General features: G+C 65.5%; 13 protein-coding genes, 1 tRNA gene and 10 pseudogenes. 11 read left to right on the forward strand and 13 right to left on the reverse strand.

The window, feature by feature from the left end:
• Nucleotides 1-8: 8 nt before the first annotated feature.
• Genes metH through metK form a run of 3 tightly spaced genes read right to left on the reverse strand, consistent with a single transcriptional unit; the run spans nucleotide 9 to nucleotide 5,789 of the window.
• Nucleotides 9-3,515 carry a methionine synthase gene (gene metH / locus ACQEV2_RS42685; RefSeq protein WP_433055807.1) on the reverse strand — a complete coding sequence of 1,169 codons (3,507 nt, stop codon included), beginning with the start codon at nucleotides 3,513-3,515 and terminating at the stop codon, nucleotides 9-11.
• A complete protein-coding gene (locus ACQEV2_RS42690) occupies nucleotides 3,512-4,495 on the reverse strand; it encodes a carbohydrate kinase family protein (RefSeq protein ID WP_433055810.1) in 984 nt (327 codons plus the stop codon). Before ACQEV2_RS42690 ends, metH begins: the two co-directional genes overlap by 4 nt.
• A 58-nt stretch (nucleotides 4,496-4,553) precedes the next feature.
• Nucleotides 4,554-5,789 (reverse strand): methionine adenosyltransferase, encoded by a 1,236-nt coding sequence (metK, locus tag ACQEV2_RS42695; RefSeq protein WP_433055813.1) that lies wholly within the window; start codon nucleotides 5,787-5,789, stop codon nucleotides 4,554-4,556.
• Nucleotides 5,790-6,258: 469 nt separating this feature from the next.
• Between metK and ACQEV2_RS42700 the strand changes: the two are divergent.
• Nucleotides 6,259-6,452: pseudogene (locus tag ACQEV2_RS42700) on the forward strand (hypothetical protein); the annotation flags it as partial.
• Between the two features lie 271 nt (nucleotides 6,453-6,723).
• On the opposite strand, the gene ACQEV2_RS42705 reads toward ACQEV2_RS42700, so the two are convergent.
• Nucleotides 6,724-6,912: a hypothetical protein gene (locus ACQEV2_RS42705; RefSeq protein ID WP_433055815.1), complete on the reverse strand. Its 189-nt coding sequence runs from the start codon at nucleotides 6,910-6,912 to the stop codon at nucleotides 6,724-6,726.
• A gap of 27 nt (nucleotides 6,913-6,939) precedes the next feature.
• Here ACQEV2_RS42705 and ACQEV2_RS42710 point away from each other — a divergent pair.
• Nucleotides 6,940-7,041 (forward strand): annotated as a pseudogene (locus ACQEV2_RS42710) (IS5/IS1182 family transposase); the annotation flags it as partial.
• A 29-nt stretch (nucleotides 7,042-7,070) separates the two neighbouring features.
• Here ACQEV2_RS42710 and ACQEV2_RS42715 read toward each other — a convergent pair.
• Complete coding sequence (locus tag ACQEV2_RS42715; protein WP_433055818.1) at nucleotides 7,071-8,810, reverse strand: B12-binding domain-containing radical SAM protein; 1,740 nt, start codon at nucleotides 8,808-8,810, stop codon at nucleotides 7,071-7,073.
• 744 nt (nucleotides 8,811-9,554) lie between these two features.
• Between ACQEV2_RS42715 and ACQEV2_RS42720 the strand changes: the two genes are divergently transcribed.
• The gene (locus ACQEV2_RS42720; RefSeq protein WP_433055821.1) at nucleotides 9,555-9,971 is read left to right on the forward strand and encodes a hypothetical protein; all 417 of its coding nucleotides are present in this window, start codon (nucleotides 9,555-9,557) and stop codon (nucleotides 9,969-9,971) included.
• A gap of 303 nt (nucleotides 9,972-10,274) precedes the next feature.
• Nucleotides 10,275-10,368: transfer RNA gene (locus ACQEV2_RS42725), tRNA-OTHER, on the forward strand.
• A 366-nt stretch (nucleotides 10,369-10,734) separates the two neighbouring features.
• On the opposite strand, the pseudogene ACQEV2_RS42730 reads toward ACQEV2_RS42725, so the two are convergent.
• Nucleotides 10,735-10,944 (reverse strand): annotated as a pseudogene (locus ACQEV2_RS42730) (helix-turn-helix domain-containing protein); the annotation flags it as partial.
• A gap of 653 nt (nucleotides 10,945-11,597) precedes the next feature.
• Here ACQEV2_RS42730 and ACQEV2_RS42735 point away from each other — a divergent pair.
• Nucleotides 11,598-12,805 (forward strand): annotated as a pseudogene (locus tag ACQEV2_RS42735) (IS110 family transposase).
• A gap of 29 nt (nucleotides 12,806-12,834) precedes the next feature.
• Here the strand turns inward: ACQEV2_RS42735 and ACQEV2_RS42740 are convergent.
• Together ACQEV2_RS42740 and ACQEV2_RS42745 are read right to left on the reverse strand one after the other, a co-directional pair.
• Nucleotides 12,835-13,583 (reverse strand): annotated as a pseudogene (locus ACQEV2_RS42740) (transposase family protein).
• A gap of 467 nt (nucleotides 13,584-14,050) precedes the next feature.
• The gene (locus ACQEV2_RS42745; protein WP_433055824.1) at nucleotides 14,051-14,974 is read right to left on the reverse strand and encodes a methyltransferase; all 924 of its coding nucleotides are present in this window, start codon (nucleotides 14,972-14,974) and stop codon (nucleotides 14,051-14,053) included.
• A gap of 614 nt (nucleotides 14,975-15,588) precedes the next feature.
• Between ACQEV2_RS42745 and ACQEV2_RS42750 the strand changes: the two genes are divergently transcribed.
• Nucleotides 15,589-16,356: a transposase gene (locus ACQEV2_RS42750; protein WP_433055727.1), complete on the forward strand. Its 768-nt coding sequence runs from the start codon at nucleotides 15,589-15,591 to the stop codon at nucleotides 16,354-16,356.
• Nucleotides 16,357-16,716: 360 nt separating this feature from the next.
• Here ACQEV2_RS42750 and ACQEV2_RS42755 read toward each other — a convergent pair whose 3' ends face one another.
• From ACQEV2_RS42755 to ACQEV2_RS42765, 3 genes are all read right to left on the reverse strand, one after another.
• A complete protein-coding gene (locus ACQEV2_RS42755) occupies nucleotides 16,717-17,019 on the reverse strand; it encodes a hypothetical protein (protein ID WP_433055827.1) in 303 nt (100 codons plus the stop codon).
• A 65-nt stretch (nucleotides 17,020-17,084) separates the two neighbouring features.
• On the reverse strand, nucleotides 17,085-18,185 hold the full coding sequence (locus ACQEV2_RS42760; RefSeq protein WP_433055830.1) for a 2-oxoacid:ferredoxin oxidoreductase subunit beta: 1,101 nt from the start codon (nucleotides 18,183-18,185) through the stop codon (nucleotides 17,085-17,087).
• A complete protein-coding gene (locus tag ACQEV2_RS42765) occupies nucleotides 18,182-20,065 on the reverse strand; it encodes a 2-oxoacid:acceptor oxidoreductase subunit alpha (RefSeq protein WP_433055833.1) in 1,884 nt (627 codons plus the stop codon). The genes ACQEV2_RS42760 and ACQEV2_RS42765 overlap by 4 nt, the downstream gene beginning before the upstream one ends.
• A gap of 365 nt (nucleotides 20,066-20,430) precedes the next feature.
• Between ACQEV2_RS42765 and ACQEV2_RS42770 the strand changes: the two are divergent.
• Nucleotides 20,431-20,678: pseudogene (locus tag ACQEV2_RS42770) on the forward strand (IS1634 family transposase); the annotation flags it as partial.
• An 85-nt stretch (nucleotides 20,679-20,763) separates the two neighbouring features.
• Here ACQEV2_RS42770 and ACQEV2_RS42775 read toward each other — a convergent pair.
• The gene (locus ACQEV2_RS42775) at nucleotides 20,764-21,183 is read right to left on the reverse strand and encodes a hypothetical protein (protein WP_433056142.1); all 420 of its coding nucleotides are present in this window, start codon (nucleotides 21,181-21,183) and stop codon (nucleotides 20,764-20,766) included.
• Nucleotides 21,184-21,558: 375 nt separating this feature from the next.
• Here ACQEV2_RS42775 and ACQEV2_RS42780 point away from each other — a divergent pair.
• From ACQEV2_RS42780 to ACQEV2_RS42795, 4 pseudogenes are all read left to right on the forward strand, one after another.
• Nucleotides 21,559-21,934 (forward strand): annotated as a pseudogene (locus ACQEV2_RS42780) (NF041680 family putative transposase); the annotation flags it as partial.
• A gap of 591 nt (nucleotides 21,935-22,525) precedes the next feature.
• Nucleotides 22,526-22,707 (forward strand): annotated as a pseudogene (locus ACQEV2_RS42785) (IS110 family transposase); the annotation flags it as partial.
• 593 nt (nucleotides 22,708-23,300) lie between these two features.
• Nucleotides 23,301-24,509, forward strand: a pseudogene (locus ACQEV2_RS42790) (IS110 family transposase).
• Nucleotides 24,510-24,530: 21 nt separating this feature from the next.
• A pseudogene (locus tag ACQEV2_RS42795) lies at nucleotides 24,531-24,828 on the forward strand (NF041680 family putative transposase); the annotation flags it as partial.
• A 287-nt stretch (nucleotides 24,829-25,115) separates the two neighbouring features.
• Here ACQEV2_RS42795 and ACQEV2_RS42800 read toward each other — a convergent pair.
• On the reverse strand, nucleotides 25,116-26,603 hold the full coding sequence (locus ACQEV2_RS42800; protein WP_433055836.1) for a pyridoxal-dependent decarboxylase: 1,488 nt from the start codon (nucleotides 26,601-26,603) through the stop codon (nucleotides 25,116-25,118).
• Nucleotides 26,604-26,617: the final 14 nt, after the last annotated feature.

The raw sequence follows: 26,617 nt of genomic DNA on the forward strand, positions 1-26,617 counted from the left end.
GAGGGTGGTCATGAGCGTCCTCCCGCGTTGAAGTAGCTGGCCTCGGGGTGGTGGATGACGATCGCGTCGGTCGACTGCTCGGGGTGAAGCTGGAACTCCTCGGAGAGCTTGACGCCGATCCGCTCGGGTTCGAGCAGCTCCGCGATCTTCGCTCGGTCCTCGAGATTCGGACACGCTCCGTAACCGAGGGAGAAGCGGGCGCCTCGGTACTTCAGCGCGAACATGTCCTCGACGTCCGCCGGGTCCTCGGCGGCGAAGCCGAGCTCGGCGCGGACCCGGGCGTGCCAGTGCTCGGCGAGCGCCTCGGCCAGCTGGACGGAGAGTCCGTGCAGTTCGAGGTAGTCGCGGTACGAGTCGGACGCGAAGAGCTTGGCCGTGGCGTCGCCGATCTTCGAGCCGACGGTGACGACCTGCAGCCCGACGACGTCGCGCTCACCGGACTCCTGCGGGCGGAAGAAGTCGGCGAGGCACAGCCGGCGGCCGCGTCGCTGGCGCGGGAAGGTGAAGCGGGTGCGCTCGGAGCCGTTGTTGTTGAGCAGGATCAGGTCGTCGCCCTTGGACACGCAGGGGAAGTAACCGTAGACGACGGCCGCCTCCAGCATGTTCTGGGTGTGCAGCTGGTCCAGCCAGCCTCGCAGCCGCGGACGGCCCTCGGTCTCCACCAGCTCCTCGTAGCTGGGGCCGTCGCCGGTACGGGCCTGCTTGAGGCCCCACTGACCCTTGAACAGCGCGCCTTCGTCGAGCCAGGAGGCGTACTCCTTGAGCTGGATGCCCTTGACGACCCGGGTGCCCCAGAAGGGCGGCTCGGGGACGCGGTTGTCGGTGGCGACGTCGGAGCGTACGGCTCCTTCGGCGACGCCCTCGTCGACGACCGCGGCCGTCGTAACCCGGACCCGGCGCTGCTTGAGCTCGGGAAGGGCGGCGCCCGGGACGCCGCGCTTGACCGCGATCAGGGCGTCCATCAGGCGCAGGCCCTCGAATGCGTCGCGGGCGTAGCGGACCTCGCCCTCGTAGATCTCGTGCAGGTCCTGCTCGACGTAGGCGCGGGTGAGGGCCGCGCCGCCGAGGATCACCGGGTACTCGGCGGCCAGTTTGCGCTGGTTCAGCTCCTCCAGGTTCTCCTTCATGATCACGGTGGACTTCACCAGGAGGCCGGACATGCCAATGACATCGGCCCTGTGCTCCTCGGCGGCTTCCAGGATCGCGGAGACGGGCTGCTTGATGCCCAGGTTGACGACGTTGTAGCCGTTGTTGGAGAGGATGATGTCCACGAGGTTTTTGCCGATGTCGTGGACGTCGCCGCGGACGGTGGCGAGCACGATGGTGCCCTTGCCCACCCCTCCCTGGCCGTCGGCCACCTTCTCCATGTGCGGTTCCAGGTAGGCCACCGCGGACTTCATGACCTCGGCAGACTGCAGGACAAACGGCAGCTGCATCTGGCCGGAGCCGAACAGCTCACCGACGGCCTTCATGCCCTCCAGGAGAATGTCGTTGACGATGTCGAGGGCGGGCCGGTCCTGGAGGGCCTCGTCGAGGTCGGCTTCCAGGCCATTCTTCTCACCGTCGATGATGCGGCGCTGAAGGCGCTCCTCCAGCGGCAGCGCGAGGAGTTCCTCGGCCTTGCCGGCCTTGAGCGACTTGGTGTTGACCCCCTCGAACAGCTCCATGAGCTTCTGGAGAGGGTCGTAGCCCTCGGAGCGACGGTCGTAGATGAGGTCCAGGGCGGTGGTGACCTGCGCGTCGTCGAAGCGGGCGATCGGGAGGATCTTGCCCGCGTGCACGATCGCCGAGTCGAGGCCCGCCTTCACGCATTCGTCGAGGAAGACGGAGTTGAGCAGGATGCGGGCGGCCGGGTTGAGGCCGAAGGAGATGTTGGACAGGCCCAGGGTGGTCTGCACCTCGGCATGGCGGCGCTTGAGTTCGCGGATGGCCTCGATCGTGGCGATGCCGTCCTTGCGGGACTCTTCCTGACCGGTGCAGATAGTGAAGGTCAGCGTGTCGACGAGGATGTCGGACTCGTGGATGCCCCAGTTGGTGGTTAGGTCCGTGATGAGCCGCTCGGCGATGGCGACCTTCTTCTCGACGGTGCGAGCCTGGCCCTCCTCGTCGATGGTGAGCGCGATGAGAGCGGCGCCGTGCTCCTGCGCCAGCCGGGTGACCTTCGCGAACCGGGACTCCGGCCCGTCGCCGTCCTCATAGTTGACCGAGTTGATCACGGCACGGCCGCCGAGCTTCTCCAGGCCGGCGCGGATGACATCGACCTCGGTTGAGTCCAGCACGATGGGGAGCGTGGACGCGGTCGCGAAACGGCCAGCCAGCTCCTCCATGTCGGCGACGCCATCGCGGCCGACGTAGTCGACGCAGAGGTCGAGCATGTGGGCGCCTTCGCGGATCTGGTCGCGGGCCATCTCCACACAGTCGTCCCATCTTCCCTCCAGCATGGCCTCGCGGAACTTCTTCGAGCCGTTGGCGTTCGTCCGCTCGCCGATCGCCATGTACGACGTGTCCTGGCGGAACGACACGGTCTGGTAGAGCGAGGCGGCGCCCGGCTCGGGATGCGGCTCGCGCCGGGTCGGGGCGAGGTCACGGACGCGCTCGACGACCTGGCGCAGATGCTCCGGGGTGGTGCCGCAGCAGCCGCCGACCAGGGAGAGTCCGTATTCGCGGACGAAGGTCTCCTGGGCGTCGGCCAGCTCGGTGGCGGAGAGCGGGTAGTGCGTCCCGTCCTTCCCGAGCACCGGCAGACCGGCGTTCGGCATGCAGGAGAGCGGGATGCGAGAGTGGCGGGCGAGGTAGCGCAGGTGCTCGCTCATCTCGGCCGGGCCGGTGGCGCAGTTCAGCCCGATCATGTCGATGCCGAGCGGCTCCAGGGCGGTGAGGACCGCGCCGATCTCGGAGCCGAGGAGCATGGTGCCGGTGGTCTCGACGGTAACCGAGCAGATCAGCGGCAGGTTCGTGCCGGTGGCGTCCAGGGCTCGGCGGGCACCGATGATCGAGGCCTTGGTCTGCAGCAGGTCCTGGGTGGTCTCGACGAGCAGCGCGTCGGCACCGCCCGCGATCATGCCTTCGGCGTTCTGCTGGTAGGCGTCGCGCAGCGTGGTGTACGGGGCGTGGCCGAGGGTGGGCAGCTTGGTGCCGGGGCCCATGGAGCCGAGCACCCAGCGCTGCTGTCCCGAGGAGGCGGTGTACTCGTCGGCGACCTCACGGGCGATACAGGCGCCAGCCTCGGACAGCTCGTACACCCGCTCGGGGATGTCGTACTCCCCCAGCGCGGCGAAGTTCGCTCCGAAGGTGTTGGTCTCGACGCAGTCGACGCCGACCTCGAAGTAGGCGGAGTGGACCGAGCGGACGATGTCAGGGCGGGTCACATTGAGGATCTCATTGCAGCCCTCGAGGTTCTGGAAGTCGTCGAGGGTGGGGTCCTGCGCCTGGAGCATCGTGCCCATCGCCCCGTCGGCGACAACGACACGGGTGGCCAGCGCCGCACGGAGGGCGCTGGCGCGAGCGCCCGTCATCGCGGCTCCCGTAGGGCAGGGGCGAGCAGTTTGGCCGCCCTGCTGCCGTAGACGCGCTCCACGGTACTGAGCAGCAGGGCAGGGCGGACCTCGTAGTCCTGTGGGCCGACAGCCTGGAGGGCCAGGACGGCCATCGCGCAGCCGAGCTGGGCGGCGCTCCCCAGCGGCAAGCCCCAGCTGATCGCGGCCAGAAACCCGGAGCGGAAAGCGTCTCCACCTCCGGTGGGGTCCTCAGGGCGGACGTCGGGGACGGCCGGAACAGACAGCGTCGGCTGGCCCTTGCGGTCGATCCGGACGCCGTCGGCCCCGAGGGTAGTGACCCAGGTACCGACGCGGTCGAGGATTTCGTCGTCCGTCCACTGGCTACGTTGGCGCAACAGGGCAGCCTCGTACTCGTTCGTGAAGAGCCAGCAAGCACCATCGACCAGGGAGCGGGTCTGGTCGCCGTCGAGCCGGGCGAGCTGCTGGGAGGGATCGGCGGCGAAGGGCAGGCCGAGTTCGCGGCACTGCTCGGTGTGGCGGACCATTGCCACGGGGTCGTTGGGCGAGATGAGAACGAGATCCACGCCCCCGTCACGGCTGACCAGCGGGCCCAGATCGATCCGCGCCGCCTCTGCCATGGCACCGGCGTAGAACGACGCAATCTGGTTGGCGTCCCGGTCAGTGATGCACATGAAACGGGCGGTCTGATGATCCGCACAGACCTGCACATCGCCAGTGTCCACACCGTGTTTCTTGAGCCACACCCGGTACTCGGCGAAGTCCATGCCGACCGATCCGACGAGGCGCGGTGCAAGTCCGAGGCCGCCGAGGCCGTAGGCGATATTGGCCGCCACACCGCCGCGCCGGACCTCGAGGATGTCGACGAGAAAAGAGAGCGATATGTGCTCCAGCTGGTCGGGGAGCAGTTGGTCGCTGAATCGGCCGGGGAAGACCATGAGGTGATCCATGGCGATGGATCCTGTCACCGCGATGCGCACGAGAGCTCTCCTGTGAGGTCGTGAGGGGTGCGGGCGGCACAGGCGCCCAGGCGGGTCGTCAGGCCGGGGTCGCGGACTTCGCCGCCGCGCGCAGCGCGTCGACGCGGTCCGTGTGCTCCCAGGTGAAGTCGGGGAGCTCGCGGCCGAAGTGGCCGTACGCCGCGGTCTGGGCGTAGATCGGGCGGAGCAGGTCGAGGTCGCGGATGATCGCGGCAGGGCGGAGGTCGAAGACTTCGGCGATGGCGTTCTCGATCTTCTCGGTGTCGACTGTCGCGGTGCCGAAGGTCTCCACGAAGAGGCCCACCGGCTCGGCCTTGCCGATCGCGTACGCGACCTGGACCTCGCAGCGGGAGGCGAGGCCGGCGGCCACGACGTTCTTGGCGACCCAGCGCATCGCGTAGGCGGCGGAGCGGTCGACCTTGGATGGGTCCTTGCCGGAGAAGGCGCCGCCACCATGGCGGGCCACGCCGCCGTAGGTGTCGACAATGATCTTGCGGCCGGTCAGGCCCGCGTCGCCCATCGGACCGCCGATCTCGAAGCGGCCGGTTGGGTTGACTAGCAGCCGGTAGCCATAGGTGTCCAGCTTAATGCCGCCCTCGACGAGCTGCTTCAGGACATGCTCCACGACGAACTCGCGGATGTCGGGCGCAAGCAGCGAGTCGAGGTCGATGTCGGAGGCGTGCTGGGAGGAGATCACGACGGTGTCGAGGCGGACGGCCTTGTCGCCGTCGTACTCGATGGTGACCTGGGTCTTTCCGTCCGGGCGCAGGTACGGGATGGTCCCGTTCTTGCGGACCTCGGACAGGCGGCGGGAGAGTCGGTGCGCGAGGTAGATCGGCAGCGGCATCAGCTCGGGGGTCTCGTCGCACGCGTACCCGAACATCAGGCCCTGGTCACCCGCGCCCTGCCGGCCCAGCTCGTCCGGTTCCCTGCCCACGGCGGCACCTTCGCCCCGCGAATCGTACGCCGTGTCGACACCCTGAGCGATGTCGGGAGACTGCGAACCGATCGACACCGAGACACCGCAGGAGCCGCCGTCGAACCCCTTCTTCGAGGAGTCGTAACCGATCTCGAGGAGCTTGTCGCGCACCAGCGTGGGCATGTCGGCCCACGCCTTCGTCGTCACCTCGCCGGCCACGTGCACAAGACCAGTGGTGATCAAGGTCTCCACGGCGACACGAGAGGAGGGGTCCTCCCGCAGCAGTGCGTCGAGAATGGTGTCACTGATCTGGTCAGCGATCTTGTCGGGGTGACCCTCGGTCACGGACTCCGAGGTGAACAGACGACGAGACACAACACTCCCTGGGGTTGCAGCGGCTGCTGGCTGATCATTGGCGGACGTGCTCGGAGGCCGCGCCCCCGCCACCACGGAATCTGCGCGAAACGGCAGTGCCGACCGGCACCCACGCGTCGCCGGAACGCCGCCTCTTCGCCGCTTCCGGCAGGGTCTCCCGGGGCGGCCGACTGGTTGAAGTGACGGACACAACGATCACCTCCGAATTGCCCTGCTCCGCGATGTCTGGAGCAGCTCCCGGACCGGATCGGTGCCTCCTACAAATCACCTTGCGCTACCCACTTCGCACGGACCTGAGTAACCACTACCCGGATCGGCAAAAGCGGCGAAACTGCTGATGGTGGCCCTGTCAGCATGCCGCTCGGACTGACGTCTGAGCGACAAGTTTGAGCTTCTTCGAGCTGGCCACCGATCAGGTGACGGTTCAGGAAGCGCAACGAGCGAGGCCCCGAGCTGTTGATCGAGATGTCTGACGTCTCAACCACGTTGCTCGGGGGCCTCGTTGGTCATCTATCCTGCCGCACTCGTCGTCACCCGTGAGGGTGACCGGCGCTGCAGCTCCGCCCGTCTCAACGCGCGATGGCGGAACCGGTGTACCTGCGCGAGGACACCACCCTGGCGAAGATTGCTGCCGGGTTCGAGATCAGCGAGTGCACTGCTCACGTGCCGTAGTCCGCGTCCGCGGTCACCCAGGAAAACGGCAGGGCGCCGGTCGAAGAAGGTGTGCCCGCGCGCGGCGGCGTAGGTGAGCATCACCATCACCTGGCAGTTGCGGACTGCGTGTCGTCCAGCACCAGCGTCACGTCCGGATCCCCCAACTTCCAGACCACATACGCCTGCACCTCGGCCAACAGCGCTTCCGCATCCAGGACGCCTCACCCAGGAACTTCTGGATCCGGTGCGGAGTGGCATGCCCGGCCCGCCCGGCCATCGTCTAGCCGTTCTTGCGACCCAGGACCGACAGCAGCCCCTCAATGAGATCCGCGAACACCTCCCGCGGCTCCGGCCAAGCGAACAGATGCCCCAATCCAACCATCAGAGCGGCCAGTTCCTCCGCCCAGTCCCCGACGTGCTCCGCACTCACATCCATCAGTATGACCGGACAACGGTCAGCACCGATCACCAATCACATGATCTGAGGCTGTAGTACGAGGCCTGGCGGATCCTCCGCAAAGCACGCTGCTCCACCCGCCGCATCAGCCGCACCGTCCAAGCCATCCACACCCTCCTGGCCTGCGACCATTCAGGATGAAAGAGGTTCAGTGGCCACGCTGAAGAAGCTCAGTCTTCAGCGCGCAAGCGGGCAGCGGCATCTCGGGCATCCTGGTAGGAGGTCAGTACGGTTTTGATTCCTATTTCGTCTCGCAGAGCACTGGTAATCTTGGAGAGTCCCCTCTTGAGGTGGCCAGCTGGGATGGAAGGTTCAGGCGGGCGTTGGGCGCGAAGCAACTCGGCGTCAGCGCGCAGTTGAGGCAAGGTGAAGCGTCCACGGTTGATCCACCAGGGCAGCGTAGACGTAATTTGGTATGCCCAATGCCGGCGGCAGCTTTCTTCGAGAAGGTCTCGTATTGCTTCGACGCGTTTACGGCTCAGATTGTCGGTGGTGTATCGGAACTGGTCGCGGTTGAGGTTCAGTAGCTGGTGGTCTTTCCCAACCACCTCGACGCCCAGCAGCTGGTGGGCAGCGGCAGCGCGTTCGTCCGGGGCGCGCCGGGTGAGCCGATAGCGGCTGGACTTGATAGTTAGGATGTGCTCACCGTGTTCTTCGAGGAAAGGTAGCCAGCTGAGCGATCGGTTGATCGGTTCGCCGGGCACGCCGACAATGATGAAAACGTGCACCTGGATTCCGGCCTTGTGCAAGTTTGCGAGAATGCGACCGTAGTTAGTCGGGTGGTTCCAAGGCTTGGCTTCCTGACGCAGGGTTTGAGGGTCGAGGGATTCCAGGCCGAGTTGGACGGCCCGGCAGCCTGCATCGGCCATTGCCTGACAAGTGTCCGGGTTAAGCAATTGATCATTTGCGGTGAGGTAGCACTGCCAGGTGGCATGATGCCCGATACGCGCCAACTCGCGGCCTATCTTGATCTGCCGAGTGATGGGCATGTACTCGTCGACGAAGTCGACACGTTCGACGCCTAGCGCCTGTATGTGTTCGGCGACACGGCGTTCGGACATCGCTCGAGGTTTATGTAGGAAGGTGTCGCTGCCCGCGGCGATTGAGCAGAACCCGCACCGCATCGGACAGTTGGACATCGTATAAAGCGGAGGCACAAAGTCGGGGCACCACTGGCGGATTCCTTGATCAAAAACGGGGGTGGGTAGCGCATCGAAGTCGACAGGTGCAGTGGTGCGCGGGTTGACCCGCACGGTGTCCCGGTCGCGCCACACCACCCCGGGCACACTCGCCGCCTCCACTCCTTCGACCAGGTCGACTATTGGTTGGAAGCCCTCGGCGTAAACGATGGCGTCCCAGTGGTTGAATAGATTCGCGAATTCCGGATCGTGGTAGGCATTCATGGTTCGGGACCAGTAGTTGCCGCCCATGAAAATCCGTATTTTTGGATTGTGTTCTCGAATGAGAGAGGCGAGCACACAGGCACCTACTAGTTGGCGCTCGTCAGCTACACTGATGCCAACCACGTCCGGGGCGGCGGCACGGATGCGCGAGATTTCGATTTCGGTGAAATAGTCGTAGAAGAGGTACTGCTCGCGACTTTTGAGCACGCGGTGAAGCTCGCTGATGTCACCCTTGAATTCTCGTGAGTCCAATCGCACGTTGTTGCGTTCGACCGCGAAAGATTCGGATGGCGATGCGACTCTCGCCGATACCCTCTCAAAGACTACACGTGCGTCATAGCGTTGCAGAATCGAGGCCGCAGGGTCGCGAACAGTGCGCAGTGCCTGATCGACCGACTCGCCCCCGTGTCGTCTCAGAACGTACTCGACGGCTTCGATATGGCCGTAGTGCTGAACGACGCGATGCCCGTGCTGTTCAAGGACTGCAGCAAGATAGGCGGTGCCCATGGGGATATGCCAGACACTGGACACGGGAGGATAGGTCAGGTATATCGAGCACTGCTTACTCACAGGATTTCCTCCTGTTAGCCAATAAGGATGCAACCAAAAATATTCAGATCGCTTTGGGCCTGCCTGGGTATGTGGTACTCAGATCGCTTTGGTCCCAGGGTCTGTGCGGGATCGCGATTGGTCCGGTTCGCGTGTGACGTGACGTCATGTCCTCTGACGGGCCTGGGAAGCAGCACAGGCACGGTCCCGATGATTATGTGAGGGTCGAGTCCGTTGGCCACCGAGCGAGCCCGTGCCAGGCCCTGCATCTTCCCTCACGCCCGCTGTGCTGGAGCAACTGGTCCACGTCGATGCCCCGGCTCCTCTCGCTGACGCCGTCTGTTTGCGCGGCTTCCTGGAACTGCTACCCGATCCGCGTGACCAGCGAGGCCGCCGTTGCGCATTGGCCGCGCTCTGGGCGCGGTGGCCGCGAGCGTGCTGGCCGGCGCCCGCCCTGACCGCGCTCAGCGAGTGGATCGCGGACGCGCCGGTGGGCACTGCGCGCCCTGGGCTTCGCGTGCGATCCGCTGACCGGCCGCCTGGCCGTGCCGCACCCGGGCACCGTGCGCCGCCTGCTGGCTGCTGGCCCGGCTCGACGGCGACGCTCTGGACAAGGCCATCAGCGCCTTCCTCCGCGCCCGTCGACCCCCTCCCCCAGCGGCACCTCACCCCCGACTGCCCGTGACAGCCCTGCTGGCCGCCATGGAACCCACCGGGGAAGTCCTCGCCCAGCGCCAGGTCGCAGACAAGAGCAACGAGATCACCGCCGACGCCCGGCCCACCCGGCACAACCAGGGCGCCTACCTGAGCGAACGTGGCGCGCACTACCTCGCCGTCGTCAAGAAGAACCACCCCGGCCTGTTCAAGAGCGTCCGCACGCTGCCCTGGCGGGACATCGCGTTCGACCACTACGACCGCACTCGCGCCCACCATTGCATGGAGATCCGTCGCCTCAAGATGGCCGCCTTCCGCCACCTCGACTACCCCGACGCCCGCCAGGCCCTCCAAATCGTGCGCTGGCGCCGCGAGCTGGGCACCGGCAAGCTCACCATCGAACGCGTTTACCTGATCACCAGTCTGCCGCCCGGGGAGGCCACCGGCGAGCAACTCGCCACCTGAATCAGGAGCCACTGGCACATCGAGAACCTGCTCCACCACGTACGCGACCGGACCTTCCGCGAGGACGACTCCGAGATCCGCCCTGCTCACCTGCCCCGCACCATGGCCAGCCTGCGCCACCTCGCCATCGGCGTCCACCGCCAAGACGGCCGCACCAACATCGCGGACAGGCGGACGATCAAGAACTACAGCCGCCGTGTCAGATCGCTTTGAGCCTGCCTGGGTATGTCGTACTCAGTTTTCCTGCGAATAGGATTTCAGGCTTCACGTGAGTCCGGGCGGCTGTTAGCTTTGAAAGCGCAAGCCGGGGTGGCGGAATTGGCAGACGCGTCCGACTGTTTTGGTCGGATGCCCCCAGTTTGGGGGCATGAAGGTTCGAAACCTTCCCCCGGCACCAGCACTCAAAAGGCCTTCAATGCTAAGCAATTCGTATGCCTCGAGAGCAGGCGCCTCAGGCCGTAAGACTGCGGAGTCGGGCTCCACGTCCTCGATCTGATCCGCTGCCCACTCGCACCGTAGTCGACATCGCGATGGACAGGTCGTCACCAACGTCAAATCTGGGAGAATGCGGTCCGGGATTCGGGCCGAGCGCGGCGAGCCGAGCGTCCTCATGCACCAAAATCCTGTCAGATCACCGTGACCTCGGGCAGTCCCGAGAAATCCTGGCGAGGCTGCAGTTACCCGCCACATTATTGCCATTCGCCGGCTGCTGGGCTGTCTCACCAGTCTGCTACTGCGGCACCAGATCGGCGCTGCTGCCGCGAGACGCGTCACCCGCCGACCGCAGGGCACGCGGACCGCCCTTGTCCCAGGCCCGCCGCCACCGCTGCACCGACCGGACGCTGACCCGTAACCCCTTCGCGATCGCCGCACTCGGCTCACCCTCGGCGAACCGCTCGGCCGCCCTCATCCGGATCCCCTCGCCGAACCGCCGACGCTCGTCCGTCAAGCCCCCGCCCTGCACGTACCTCATGACAACGGCGTACCGCGACGATCAAACCCTGTCAGCAGCCACGACAAGCCGAGTTCAAGCTCAGCACTCTCAACCCCAACCCCACCGAGGACAACCGCCAGCTTCCCCCGCCCGAACCGAATCAGCTCGGCCGGTGACTACACCACTCGGCGGGACGGGATCTCGAGCCTGCGCTGGGCGAACCGGCACAAGTCGCGATAGCCGGCTCGGCTGACACGCAAGGCATCCAGCGGCCGCAGGCGGGCACCGACGGCGACAGCTGGCCAGGACGCTTTGTGTGGATCGACAGCGATGATGAGCTGGCCTGATATGACGTCATCAGAGCGTTGTGATGTCACGGAGATGCACGCCGAACGAAAGCCAGACCGCAGGAGGTGTAGCTTGCCGGCCGTCACCCGCTCGGGGTCCACTCTGAAGAGCTCCCTACGTTGTTCTGCGGGAGGTGGTGAGCCCTTCGTATGGTTCACCCACCCAGGGGCGTCGGGTGTGGTTCAAAGAGCTCTGCCACTTGTGGCTCGCACTGATTGGCCGCCCGGCGCCCCACGACGACTCGGCTGCCACTTGGGAATTGCGAATGATCGCTTCGTAGGGAATCGACAGCGAGGTCGTCCGTCGGGAGGCACCAGCAACTCACCGCACGGCGGCACCACCACATGGCCGCGATCTGGGCCGGCATCGACGCAGGCAAGACGCACCACCACTGCGTCGCGATCGACGAGAGCGGCCGTCGGCTGCTGTCGCGTCGCCAACGACGAGCCCGAACTGCTCGAACTCCTCACCGACGTCCTGGCTCTGGGCGACGAGGTGACCTGGGGCATCGACCTTGCCGACGGCGGAGCCGCCCTGGCCATCGCGATCCTGCTCAACCACGGCCAGCCGGTGCACTACATCTCCGGCCGGGCCATCCACCGCGCCTCCGAAAGCTACCGAGGCGAGGGCAAGACCGATACCAAGGACGCCGCGGTTATCGCCGACCAGATCCGCGTCCGCCGCGACCTGCACCTCTTACGCGCGCGACCTGCACCTCTTACGCGCCGACGACGACACCGTCACCGACCTCAAGATCCTCACCGGTCGGCGCATGGACCTGGTCGCCGACCGCACCCGCACCGTCAACCGCTTGCGAGCCCAGCTCACCGGCGTCTTCCCCGGCCTGGAACGAGCGCTGGATCTGACCAACACCGGCCCGCTCACGTTGCTGACCGGCTACCAGACCCCGGCGGCCATCCGCCGAATCGGCGCCAAGCGGCTGGAGGCCTGGCTGCGCAACCGTCACGTTGTGCGCCCCGGCCGGCTGGCCGAGATCGCCGTCCAGGCCGCGGAACGGCAGCACACCAGCCTGCCCGGCGAGAAGCTGGCCGCCCAGCTGGTGCACACGCTGGCGCAGGAGGTGCTGGCGCTCAACCAGCAAGTCGCCGCTCTCGACAAGGACATCAAGGCCCGGTTTCGCGACCACCAAGCCTTCGACGTGATCACCAGCATGCCCGGCCTGGGCGTCATCCTCGGCGCCGAGTTCCTGGCCGCCACCGGCGGCGACATGACGGTCTTCGGCACGGCTGACCGCCTCGCCGGCTTCGGCGGCGTCGTCCCAGTGCCCCGGGACTCAGGGAAGATCAGCGGCAACCTACGGCGCCCGCAGCGATACAACCGCCGCCTGCAACGCGTCTTCTACACCTCAGCGTTGTTCAGCCTCCGGCACTGCGACGAGTCGCGTCAGTTCTACGACCGCAAACGCGCCTAAGGCAAACGCCACACCCAGGCCGTCCTCGCCCTTGCCCGCCGCCGCGTCAACGTCCTCTGGGCCCTCCTACGCGACGGACGGTGCTACGAAGTCGCACCGCCCCGCGCTCTCGCCGCTTGACAGACGACATTAGGAATCGGTGAGGTCTTTCAGCGTTGCCGCTCCAGGGTGAGGACCGCTGCGGCCATTGACGTCATTCGATTCGGGCTGCACCGGGATCGGCGGAAGATCCGCCAGGACTTCAGACGGGCAATTCCACCCTCGACCGGGGCCCGTGCCTTCGACAGCGCCCGGTTGACGGTCTGCTGGGTCAGCGTCAGCTCGCCTCCCGCAGGCCGTCTGGTCGGAGTGGTCGCCCACGCGCCGGCACCGATGTAGGCGCGATCGGCCAGGATCAGCACCCCCTGACGCTCGCAGATCCTGATGATCCGATGGGTGCGGGCCGCGGTCAGGTCGTGGCAGCGCCCGGGCAGGGCCGGAGACAGCCACAGCACTTCGCCGTGCGGATCGGTGACCACCTGCACGTTCACCCCGTGTCGGCGGTGCTTGGCCGCGTAGTCGGCCCGGCTGTCACCGAGGCGGTCGCACTCGGCCAGGGGCCGTCCAGCAGGACGAACTCGGGGTCCGCCTCCCGCAGAGCACGCAACAGACCCGGGGCACGGGCGGCCAGCAGCTCGATGACCGCGCTGGTGTAGGCGTGCGCGGTGCCGACCGAGATGCCGAACCCGGCGGCGATCTGTGCGAGGGGCTCGTGCTTGCGCAGGTACACCAGAGCGACAAGGGCACGCTGGTGTGGTGGGAGCTTGCAGCGGCGGTCACCCTCTCGGGTGACGATGAGCATGGTGACCCACTCGATGAGCGCATGGGGCAGGTCGAGTGCGGCAGAATGAGGGACCAACAAGGCTCCTGCGCCGATGGGTTGAGACTTCGAACACCTCCCTCAACGGCACGGGAGCCTTGTGCGTTGTGGCCACGGCACCTGTCACTCGATCGGTGGCCACCCTGAAAGACCTCAGTGAACGCATCCCGCTTCCGTCACTTCGGCGACCGCCCGCCAAGGACAGCCCGTGGACAAACCCCTAAATGTGGCGTGGGCCCGTAGGTCCGTAGTCGTCTTCATCGGGAAAATCTCTCAACCCGCCCCTCAAGGCGAAGCCCGACAGCTGCTGAGCTCAACAGGGACACGCGGCCTGACTCATCGAGAGCACAAAGCGAGGATCGAAAACACCCACCTACGCCGCCGATATGTCTACACCGTTTGAGGAATCCAGCCCCTAGCGCCCTCACTCGCCTGGCAAGGTGTTCCTCGACCGGCTCGTCCAGGCATCAGAAAGCTGCCTCCCCTTTCCCAGACGCCTTCTTCTATCATTCTTTAGTTGCCGCTAGCAGAAATTGAGGATATGTTGCAAGATTCTGGTGCCGACTCGGACTTGAGAGGCCATCGGTAATCTCCTCTACCTCCGCCTCCGAAACGATCTTCGGGTTGGTCAAGCGAAAGACCTTCATCATATTATTGACCAGATCATAGAATTCCTGGCCGGCTTCCACGTTATTGCGTAGTGTGATATCGAACGCATCTATTTTAAATCCAGCCTTTGTTACGAATCCTGGAAGATACCTTCCGATTTTACTGTTACTCCCGCCCGCCAGAGTGACGCGCCTCCAAATGTCAAATGCAATCTCCATGGGACCCCACTTTGGCTGTGAGGTGAGAAACGCATCATCCTCTTCGATTATGTACAACTTTCCGCCAGAGGGTAGGGAATCGTAAACCGCACGAAGGAGACGAACTGGATCTGAAACATGATATAGAACGAAACGCAGGAGACACTGATCAAACTTTCCGGAAATTCTCTCTGGGAGCGGTTCGTCACCCACCTTGCAGATTTCTATTCCGTAGTTGTCGGGGCACTTATCGACGTCCATAAGGGAAGCTAGATTCGGGTTTGCCTCAAGGCCATAAATTTGCTTGTTGGGGAAATTCCGAGCCAAGTAGGATCCGTAGTTTCCGTTGGCGCTACCAATTTCCAGTATACCTGCCTGGCCACCCCCCATTCCGTTCACTCTTAGCCACGAAATTTCTCGGGCGCCAAGCATCTTTGTCTGAACATCAAGAAAAGTATCCCAGGCATTCAAGAGATTCTCATCGTCTATCTTTTCCATAATCCCGAGCGTGAGCCAAGGATTATTTTGGTCATCTGCGAGCAAATCATGGATGCCGCTATCCCTGTCGCCCCTGAAGGTGAGGTCTCCCCAGGAAGTGGGTTCTGAATTAGTCATGTCGCCCATATCTTTCTATCCAACAATCTTGAATATCGCTGGATTTCCAAAGGTCCACTTCAGGTTCAAGGCTCACGTTAACCAGAGGCCCTGACATGCCAAGTGAGTAGCTGTTACTCATTTATCATCTCCGAAGGTGGCGATGCAGTCGTGCCTAAGATATGATGCGCCCCCTAAAAGAAAAATCACAAAGAAACTCTCCTGCAGCGACTGTGATGCTCACTCGAAGATCACCGCATGCTGGAGCTGCAATTGAGCGAGCAGGTCATCGCAGAGCCATTTGGCCGGTCGGCTGTTGGGGATCACGCAACGGCTCAGATCCGTCACGGCAGCTGTAGTTCTTGATCATGCTGGTCGGGTCATGTCGTCGCGGCGGCGGTGAGGTTGTTCCAGCGGCGGTGTGCTTCGGCCGCGCGGTGCTGGTGTTCGTGGCGCCAGGCGGACCAGTGCAGCAGGTGATCGCGGTCACGGCTAGGGCAGCACGGTGGCCCGCGGCAGGCGGAGCAGTTCGCGGGCACTGACCGGGACGAGTCCGCCGCGGGTGGCCTGGGCGGTGGCGCGCGGGCGGGTGACGGCTAGAGGTTGTCCCGTAACCGGTGGGACGGTTGGTGCGTTGGCTGGGCATGGGTGGGGTGATCTCAGCGGATGATCCGAAGTGGATCGAGCCGTTCTCCGGGCTGACCGAGTCGCAGTTCACCAGGCTGGTGGCCTTGGTACGGCGTCGCGGTGGTGACGTTCAGCGCGGCCGTCCCTGGCGGCTGCCGCTGGAGAACCGGGTGTTGCTGGTGGCGACGTACTGGCGCACGAACCTGACGTTGCGGCAGGTGGCGCCGTTGTTCGGGGTCTCGAAGTCTGCGGCCGACCGCATCCTCGATCACCTGGCGCCCCTGCTGGCCATCTCGCCGGCCCGCCGGCCGCGCAAAGACACCGTCTACATCGTCGACGGCACCCTCGTGCCCACCCGTGACCGCAGCATGGCCGCCTCCAGCAAGAACTACCGGTACTCGACGAACGTGCAAGTCGTGATCGACGCCAACAGCCGCCTGGTGGTGGCGATCGGCCTGCCGCTGCCCGGCAGCCGCAACGACTGCCGGGCCTTCACGGAGTCCGGCGTCGACCGGGCCTGCCGCGGCGCACCGACCATCGCCGACGGCGGCTACCAAGGAACTGGCCTGCTCATCCCGCACCGCAAACGACGAGGTCAGACGCACCTCAGCCCACAGCAGGAAGCGGAGAACGCCGTCCACCGCCGGGCGCGAGCCCGGGTGGAACACGCCCTGTCGCGGTTGAAGAACTGGAAGATCCTGCGGGACTGCCGGCTCAAGGGCAACGGCGTTCACCAAGCCATGCTCGGCATCGCCCGACTCCACAACCTGGCCCTCACCGGATAACTCACACCCCATACGGGACAACCTCTAGTGTCATTCGCTTGTCATGACTACCGCCATCCACGGGCCGCCGCTCTGCCCGACAAGGCCTGACACGACGTCAGACACCTCACGCCAATGTGACCGCGTCCCCATGACGACTCACGGCCGACATGATCTCTCATCGGTTTGTCACCTTTGAAGGCGCTGGTGCCCCAGCCGCGCCAGTACCGCTCGCATCCTGTAGCGCGCCCACCGATGCCATCCTGCCGTGGTTATCTCACTCACCTCGCTTGCGTCCGATGGCGGAGTTTGTTGCTCCTGGTGGCCCTACGCGGACCGGTGGAGAAGGAAGGCGGCCAGGCCGTCCAGTTCGTCGAGCGCCTAGGTGTGGAACCGGCCGTTGTCCAGGGCCGCGAGGCTGCCCTGGACCAGGCGGCGGGCCTCGCGTGCGGCCTGCTGGTAGCCGCCGGCCTCGGCGACGAGGTCGCCGACTTGGGCCAGGTCCTCGTCGTCGGAGCGGGCCCGGTCCTCATCGCGGAGGCGGTCGTCGGCGACCATGACGGCACGCAACTGAGCTCTGGCGGGGCCCAGTGCGGAGAGTGCGGCCAGGACCGGGTAGGCCTTCTTCCGGGTCCGCAGGCCGCAACCGTGGCCGCGGCTCCGGAACCACCGTGGCACAGGCATGGCCGAGGACGGCCGGACGCGGCCTGACCGCGGTCGTGAGGTCGGGAGATATCAGAGACATACGGCTATTCCCCGTTCGGCTCCGGGTGACGTGGAGGTGGGACTTCGTGCCACGGTGCCGCCGGTACGGTCCAGGTGTCGTGGCCGTGTAGGAGGGCTCCGAGGTCACCGCGGCCCCGGTCGGCGACCGCGCGCTCCAGCTGCTCGGCCATCAGGTCGTCGTACACCGGCCGCTCGACGCTGCGCAGCACCCCGATCGGGGTGTGGTGGAGGGTGTCGTTGTCGGCGAGGCGGGTGAGGGCGAAGACGGTGGTGGGGCTGGGGTGGTGGGCGTCGTGGACGAGCAGGTGGGCCTCGTTGTCGGCGGTGACGGTGTCGATGCGCAGTTCGCCGTCGGGGGTGCGGAAGACGCCGCGGTCGATGCCGAAGCGGACGGGCTTGCCGTGTTCGAGGCGGATGAGGGCCTCGTCGCGGGTGCCGGGCTCCTTGAGGACGTCGAAGGCGCCGTCGTTGAAGATGTTGCAGTTCTGGTAGATCTCCACCAGGGCGGTGCCCTCGTGTTGGGCGGCGGCGCGCAGGACCGAGGTGAGGTGCTGGCGGTCGGAGTCGATGGTGCGGGCGACGAAGCTGGCCTCGGCGCCGATGGCCAGGGAGAGCGGGTTGAAGGGGGCGTCCAGGGATCCCATCGGGGTGGACTTGGTGATCTTCCCGACCTCGCTGGTGGGGGAGTACTGGCCCTTAGTGAGGCCGTAGATCCGGTTGTTGAAGAGCAGGATCTTGAGGTTGACGTTGCGGCGCAGGGCGTGGATGAGGTGGTTGCCGCCGATGGACAGGGCGTCGCCGTCGCCGGTGACGACCCACACGGACAGGTCGGGGCGGGAGGCGGCCAGTCCGGTGGCGATCGCCGGGGCGCGGCCGTGGATGGAGTGCATCCCGTAGGTGTTCATGTAGTACGGGAAACGGGAGGAGCAGCCGATGCCGGAGACGAACACGGTGTTCTCGCGGCGGATCCCGAGTTCGGGCATGAACGCCTGGACCGCGGCCAGGATCGCGTAGTCACCGCAACCCGGGCACCAGCGCACCTCCTGGTTCGACTTGAATTCCTTCACCGACTGCGGCTGGTCGCTCTTGGGCACCAGCCGGAGCGAGGGGAACGCGTCACTCATCGGTTGTCCTCCTCGTTCTCCTTCAGGTTGCCGATCGCCGCCCACAGCACGTCCGCCAACTGCGCCGCCTTGAACGGCAGACCGCGGACCTGGTTGTAGGACTGCGCGTCGACGAGGTACTTGGCGCGCAGCAGGAGGGCGAGTTGGCCGAGGTTCATCTCCGGGACGATGACCCGGTCGTAGCCGCGCAGCACCTGGCCGAGGTTGGTCGGAAAGGGGTTGAGGTGGCGCAGGTGCACCTGGGCGACGTGGCCGCCGTCGGCGCGGACCCGCCGCACGGCCGCGGTGATCGGCCCGTAGGTGGAGCCCCAGCCGAGGATGAGAACGCGGGCCCGGCTGCTCGGGTCGTCGACTTCGAGGTCGGGGACGTCGATGCCGTCGATCTTGGCCTGTCGGGTGTGGACCATGAAGTCGTGGTTGGCCGGGTCGTAGGAGATGTTCCCTGTCCCGTCCTGCTTCTCGATCCCGCCGATCCGGTGCTCCAACCCCGGTGTGCCGGGCACCGCCCACGGCCGCGCCAACGTCTGCGGATCACGCTTGTACGGCCAGAACACCTCACTGCCGTCCGCCAACGTGTGGTTCGGCGTGGTCGCGAACTCCACCGACAGGTCCGGCAGGTCCTCCACCGCCGGGATCCGCCACGGCTCCGAGCCGTTCGCCAGATACCCGTCCGACAACAGGAACACCGGGGTCCGGTAGGTCAACGCGATCCGCGCCGCCTCCACCGCCGCCGTGAAACACTCCGCCGAGGTCGCCGGAGCCACGATCGGCACCGGCGCCTCACCGTTGCGACCGAACATCGCCTGCAACAGGTCCGCCTGCTCCGTCTTGGTCGGCAGGCCCGTCGACGGACCACCGCGCTGGATGTCCACGACCAGCAGCGGCAACTCCAACGACACCGCCAACCCGATCGTCTCCGACTTCAACGCCACACCCGGACCCGACGTCGTCGTCACACCCAAAGCACCGCCGAACGCCGCACCCAGCGCCGCACCGATCCCGGCGATCTCGTCCTCCACCTGGAACGTGCGCACCCCGAAGTTCTTGTGCCGGCTCAACTCGTGCAGGATGTCTGAGGCTGGCGTGATCGGGTACGAACCCAAGAACAACGGCAACCTGGAGCGCTCCGCCGCGGCGATCAGGCCGTAGGAGAGCGCCAGGTTTCCGGAGATATTGCGGTAGGTGCCCGACGGCAGCGCGGCCGGGGCGATCTCGTAGGAGACCGCGAAGTCCTCGGTGGTCTCGCCGAAGTTCCAGCCGGCCCGGAACGCGGTGATGTTGGCCTCGGCGATGTCCGGCTTTTTGGCGAACTTCTGCCGCAGGAACGCCTCGGTGTCGGCGGTCGGGCGGTGGTACATCCAGGAGAGCAGGCCGAGGGCGAACATGTTCTTGGCCCGTTCGGCGTCCTTGCGGGCCAGCCCGCTGTCCTTGAGCGCCTCCAGGGTGAGCGTGGTCAGCGGCACTGGGTGCAACCGAAAGGCCTCCAGCGAGCCGTCGGAGAGCGGGTCGGCGGCGTAGCCGACCTTCGCGAGGGCGCGCTTGGTGAACTCGTCGGTGTTGACGATGATCTCGGCGCCGTGCGGCAGGTCCGCCAGGTTGGCCTTGAGGGCGGCCGGGTTCATCGCCACCAGCATGTTGGGGGCGTCGCCTGGGGTCAGGATGTCGTGATCGGCGAAGTGCAGCTGGAAGCTGGACACACCCGGAAGGGTCCCGGCGGGGGCCCGGATCTCGGCCGGGAAGTTCGGTAGCGTGGACAGGTCGTTGCCGAACAACGCTGTCTGAGAGGTGAAGCGGTCACCGGTGAGCTGCATGCCGTCGCCGGAATCGCCGGCGAACCGGATGATCACACGGTCGAGCACGGTCCTGGTGGTGAAAGCCACGGGCGAACTCCCTCGGGCGACGACATCACAGCCGCCATCGCGCAGACGCGGGCGGGTACTCGCCGCAGGGACGGGCCGCCCGGGCGCGCATCGCGCGCCTGCTCCCACCGTGACCCGGGCCCCACCGGGGCCAGGTGAGTAATTGGTACCTATAGGGGGATTTACCCAAACAGCTCGGGAACTGGCGAACCATGGAAATTTGCGGATGCAGCTGAGTTCCGCAGTTCGTGGGCGCGGAGGAGCCGCGCGCTCGGCGTCGGTGCAGGTCACGGGGTCGCAGGGTGTCCGGCAGCGCGGAAAAGCGTGGGTCCACGCCTATGAGTAGAGGTTTGTGGTGGACAGGTGTGGCCGTTCATGCTGGGGGCATGTACCTGCGGACCACCCAGCGGCAGAACAAGAACGGCACGACGGTCCGTTACGTGCACCTGGCCCAACAACCGGCGCATCAACGGAACCGCGCAGGCTGAGGTCGTGTACAAACAACTTCGGCCGCGAGGGCCGCTCGACACCGACGCTGCGCCGCCTGGTCGCCTCGGTCAACCGCTACCTCGGCGAGGACGGCATCGACCCAACTGCCCCGGTGGCCGGCGGCGGCCTGGAAGTGACCGACTCGCCATGCGCCAGCCGGCCCACGCCCTGCGGGATCTCACCGAGCGACTGCTGGAAGCACACCAGACACCCGAGGCCCAGCATCAGCCCTACGTGCTGCTGTGCGCGACGAGTCTGGACGCCAACATCGCCTGGAAGTTCGCCGACGTCATCGACAAGGCCGCCACGGTGCCCGTCACGCTCATCGCCCCCGCAAGCTCCCCGCCCCGCATTTCCCCGACGCAGAGATCGTCAACGCGTCCATCGATACGCCGCAGCACTTTGACTACCTCGGCGTCGAGAACACTGTGCAACGCCTGGAGCACGCCGCGTACCAGCAGATCACGACCACACTCGCGGTGTCCGGGCAGTCGGCTGAACCAGCCGAAGGGGCATGGCAGGAAGTTCCCGGCGGATCCGCACTGGGATGGCAGGCCGAACTGGCCGACTTTCCGTGGCCAGACGAGCCCGACCTTGACACGGAGACCGAGCCAGCCGTGCCGGAGCACAACACCGACGAAGGGATCCACGAAGGCGCTGGCACCGGTACCGAGACCTCTCCGCCGGCAGCGGCGGCGGACGTGAGCGGCGAGGTGTTCCTGGCTCTGCTGGCCGCCACTACCGATCCGTCCGGACTTTCATCTCCTGCCCACCGCCGCGACGTCGGCTCAGGAGGTCGACGCACCCGGCCCAGACGCCGAAGCAGCGCTCCAGACGGCCGCGGAGCCCAGGGCCGGTGAGGAGGCCGCGGCGGCCGACGACCACGAGGACTCAGTCGAGGACCATAAGGTGCCAGCGTCGACGCAGCCGTCGCCTACACAGACGACTCCGTCTGGGAACCCCTGTCCCACCCACACATTCTTCACCTACGTCCGGCTCTGGCTCGTACCTAGGCCCGGAAAGCCCGTCGGCGCTCTGGCCGAGCTACTCGCCGCCATCGGCCGTCGCAGCACGAGCACCGCGAACGCACCGCTGAACGCCTTAGCTTGTCCTACCCCCAGGGCGGGCGACCGCCGAAGCACGGCGAGGAGTTCCGCTTCGCCAAGCCGGAGACCTGGGGCGAGCCGGACGCGGCCACGACGCAGGTCACCGACCGGTACGGCACCGCCCGCGCGATGGCCTGGGACCGCATCCACCCCCGGCTGACCACCCGCTCCGCGTGGATCGACCACACCGGCGAACTCCCCATCATCGAAGGCACGCTGATCCGCCTCCAGGTCGACCAGCTGCCTGTGGACCCGCCCGAAGCTTCGCACCCCCGAGGCCAGCGACCGCTGGACCTAATTCCTTTCCAACGGCCCCGGTGGGTCAGGTCGAGTCACCGGGGCGTTCGAGTGGTGAGGGTCGTCACGCCTACTTCGAGCTGGGCTTGTGAAGCCTCTGGTTAGAGCGTGCGGACGGTCCTCCTGCTTGTGGTGGTGGCGATCGTGTAGGCGTCGAGCGGACGTCTTCACGCGACTTGGTCGAGGAGAGACCTATCCAGAGAACGGCGACGCTCGACGTCTTCACGACCGCCACGACCGACGCGTGGGTGGTGATGCTCCATGGGCGCCGAGCGGACGTCTTCGCTGGACCGGGCCTCGATGCCTCTAGCCAGAGCGACGACGTTCGGCGCCCTTGAAGCGTCAACACCTACTCGCTTGATCACTCGTTGGAGTTGATGGTACGAGCCCTCCGCACGGTGACCTCTTGATGCACCCGAGCCGTCCGAGCTCCCGAGTAGACCGAGGCCCGCGCGGTGCGCTGGTGCCACGAACACGGCTAATGAGGTGTCGGACCAGCCCCGGCGGCTGAGTCCTGGAATTAGGTCGCTGCGTGGCCCGCATGCGCTCGTGACCAGCGCAAACACCCGCACCTTGGGGAGGGAACATCTTGATCTACTGCGGTATCGACTGGCGGAACGGCACCACGACGTCGCCGTGGTCAACGACACCGGCGAGTTACTCGCCAAGCGCCGCATCACCGACGACGCGGCCGGCTACCGGCTCCTGCTGAACCTTCTCGCCGAGTACGGCGACACGGAAGACGCCCCGATCCCGGTCGCTATCGAGACCTAATCCGGTATTAGGGCGGTTCGAAGCGGACGGCACCTGCTGATGGCGCCGGACGGATGCCTTGTTGCCTACCGGCCCTGAGGCCTTGGTAGAGAGCGGCGGCGTCCGGCGTCGTCGCAACTGCCGCCAACCGCCGTGCAGCCCATCGGGGCCGGACGCATGCCTGATTGAGACCTGGCTGGAATGCCTTGCGGGAGAGCGGCAGCGTCCGACGCCTCGAGCTCGTCAACGCTGCCGCATTGATCACTCGTTGGTGTTGGTGGTGCGAGCCCGTCGCACGGGGACCCCTTGCAATGCCCGAGCCGTTCGAGCTCCCGCAAAGACCGGGGCCCGTGGGACGAGCTGGTGCCACGAACGGCTACCGAGGTGTCGGCCCGGCCTATGAAGGCCGGGGCCTGGGATTAGGGCGCCGCGTGGTTCCGCATGAGCTCGTGACCTGCACGAACTGCACCATGGGAAGGAACATCTTGATCTACTGCGGCATCGACTGGGCCGAGCGGACACACGACGTCGCTCTGGTCGACGACAGCGGCCAGTGAGCCTTTTCAAGTTGAGCGTCCGGGGACGAGCGCAGTCCGTCCTGACCTGCTCAGATCCCTGTGGGGTGTCACCCGATCGGTGGGCGAGTTGAAGAAGCTCAGTTACTGGCCAAGCGGCACATCACCGACGATGCCGCGGGTTACAAGATCCTGCTTGACCTGCTGGTTGAGTACGGTGACAGCGAGGAGAACCCGATCCCGGTCGCCATCGAGACATCCCGCGGTTTGCTGGTTGCCGTGCTGCGGACCGGGAAGCGCAAGGTCTCGCGATCAACCCAATGGCCGCATCCCGCTACCGCGACCGGCACTCCGTCTCCCGCAAGAAGTCCGACCCCGGCGACGCCCTGGTCCTGGCGAACATCCTGCGCACCGATATGCATGCCCACCGGCCCCTGCCGCAGGACACCGACCTGGCCCGCGCGATCGCCGTCCTGGCACGGGCTCAGCAGGACGCGACCTGGAACCGGCAGCAGATCTCCAACCAGCTCCGGTCGCTGCTGCGCGAGTACTACTCCTGCGCCCTGGACGCCTTCGCACCCTGGCAGAACGGTCTGTGCCGTCCCGAGGCCCGCGAGCTGCTCAAGCTCGCGCCCACACCGGCCACGGCCGCGCGGCTGAGCCGCACGCAGATCCAGGCCGCGCTCAAGCGCGCCGGCCGCAAACGAGGGATCGAGACCGAGGCCGACCGGATCCGTGACGTCTTCCGGGCCGACTGGGCCCACCAGCCGGCACTCGTCGAGGAGTCACTCGGCAAGCAGATGCTCGCCCTCCTCATCCAGCTGGAAGCCGCCTGCACCGCGGCCGATGACCTCGCCAGGGCGGTGGAGGAGGCCTTTCCCTCAGCACCCGGACGCTGAGATCCTCCTCAGCTTCCCCGGCCTCGGCGTCCAGCTCGGCGCCCGGGTGCTCGCCGAGATCGGAGACGACCACAGCAGGTTCGCCGACGCCCGCGGATTGAAGGCATACGCCGGCTCCTCACCCATCACTCGGGCCTCCGGCAAGAAATCGAGCATCCCCCGGCGGCGGGTGAGGAACGACCGTCTCAACCACGCTGGCTACCTGTGGGCTTTCGCGGCCCCGAACGGGTCACCCGGGGCCAAGGCCCACTACCGCCGTCGACGCGACGAGCACGGAGACTGGCACGCGGCCGCCCTGCGGCATCTTTTCAACCGGATGCTCGGCCAGCTCTACCGCTGTCTGCGGGAGCACGAGTTGTTCGACGAGCAGACAGCGTTACCCGCCCCGTTGGCCGCTGCAGCTTGACTCTTAGCTCCATGAGGTGTCTGGCTCGTCATCGCCGCCCATACCCAGCTCCGGCTCGTCCGTAAGGTTTGCCGCCGACCTGCGCCGACCGTGGGAAAGGCCCTCCGAGCCTGGTCGGCTCACCCCCGCCCGAGTCCGCCGGGGGTTTCGGCACCTCCGCCCGTACCTGGTCTGCCCGGCCCGTGCACCAAAACCGTCGCGTCCGGGTCCGGGAGGGCCGCTCGGTTCGAAGAACCGGCGCCCAGCCCCTCGTCACGACGTCGGCAAAACCGCTCAACGCCCCGGGACGATCATCGAGCGGAACCGTCTCAGTACCTGAAGCGCGTGCTCAGTGTCGCCTCAGGAGACAAATCCTACCGTCTTCACCGTAAGTCGAACTTCGCAACTACCGAAACCGTTGAACGACTGCGCCAGCATTCCGCTATCAATATTGAGGGAGGCTAGCTCCTCCCTAGTAAAAGTCCCGAAGTCATGTGAGTCCAAGCAGATCTTCTCGGTTTCACCACCGGTGAAATAGTCACCCAACGCCACACCCACCTTGACGCTCCCTGTAGGCAACGGCCATCAGCAACGATCCACCCCATTGTGTCAGCCGTTGTAAGAAGCTCAATAATGTTCCCTTACGCGTTGAACTTCAGTGGCTGCTTCGCAAATAATGATCCACGCTTCTTCCACATGGCGGCGCTCGGTCATCGGACTACCTACGCATAGACGCAGTGTTAGTTTGCCCCCCACTTTGGTGTGAGTAATGAAAATTCTTCCGTCGGCGTTAACGGCATTCATCAGAGCCATGTTCTGTGCATCCACATCTGTGCCGTCACCATCGCTGCGGAGACGGAATGTCACTAGGGCGAGCGGGTGTGGGGCAGGGATTTCGAACCTCTCGTCCTGTCCTACGAGTGCGGCAAACTGGGCCGCAAGATTAATCTGCTCCCTGATGTAGCCGCGCAATCCCTGGGCGCCGTACCAGCGCATGACGGCCCAGAGCTTAAGGGCCCTAAATCGCCTCCCGATGGGAACTTGCCAGTCACGGTAATCAATGACTGCTCCCGACTCTGAGGCAGAATTGCGCAGGTACTCTGGATGGATCGACAGGGCATCCATGAGCGCGGCCTTGTCTCGCACCCAGAACGCATCACAATCAAAGTTGGTCAGGAGCCACTTATGCGGGTTGGTAGCGTAGGAATCAGCGTACTCAATTCCGTCATTGATCCAACGCAATTCCGGACAAATCGCGGAAACACCCGCGTAAGCGGCATCAATGTGCAGCCAGAGGGCCTTGCGGCTACAAATCTCGCCAATATCGCGAAGTGGATCGATCGCGGTGGTAGACGTGGTGCCGACGGTCGCCACTACCAAGGCCGGCTCCAGCCCCGCGGCACGGTCGTCTTGGATGGCCTGCATGAGAGCGTCTGGCTCAAGCCCCCCGCTGCGGCGATCTATAGGGAGCAGGCGTACTGCGTCCTCACCTAGACCAGCAAGTACGGCAGCCTTAGTGACGGACGAATGGGCTTCGGTACTGGCGTAGAGCGTGTACCGGCCACGAGTACCGTGCTTCCGAGCTAGGCCACCGCTTACACGATGTAGCGCTGCGACGAGCGCTACCAACGTGGCGCTAGATGCTGAGTCTTGTATTACTCCGCCGCCTGTACCGGTCGACTGAAAATGGGCGGGGAGCCCAAGCAGCTCAGCGAGCCAGTCCAGGACATGCTGTTCGAGTTCGGTGCACGCTGGGCTAGTCAGCCACAACATGCCTTGCACGCCCAGCCCCGCACAGAGCAGTTCACCAAGAACGGCTGGGCCAGAGGAGTTCGCCGGGAAGTATCCAAAGAACCGAGGGTGCTGCCAGTGTGTTATTCCCGGTAGGATCACATGGTCGAGATCCTCCAGCAGGGCACTGAACGGCTCAGGGTGCTCCGGGGGATGCTTAGGGAGAGCAGCACGGACTTCACCAGGGTATGCTTGGGAGAGCACAGGCAGACTTTCGATGCCGGCCCAGTAGTCAGCGATCCAGTCTACAGTCTTGTGTCCATAATGGCGGAATTCTTCCGGGCTCATATGATCGGGCCTGGCGTGTGACGAGTAGTCAGTCATCTCCTTTTCTCCTC

This window comes from Streptomyces sp. CA-251387 (assembly GCF_050936625.1).
Lineage (GTDB): Bacteria > Actinomycetota > Actinomycetes > Streptomycetales > Streptomycetaceae > Streptomyces.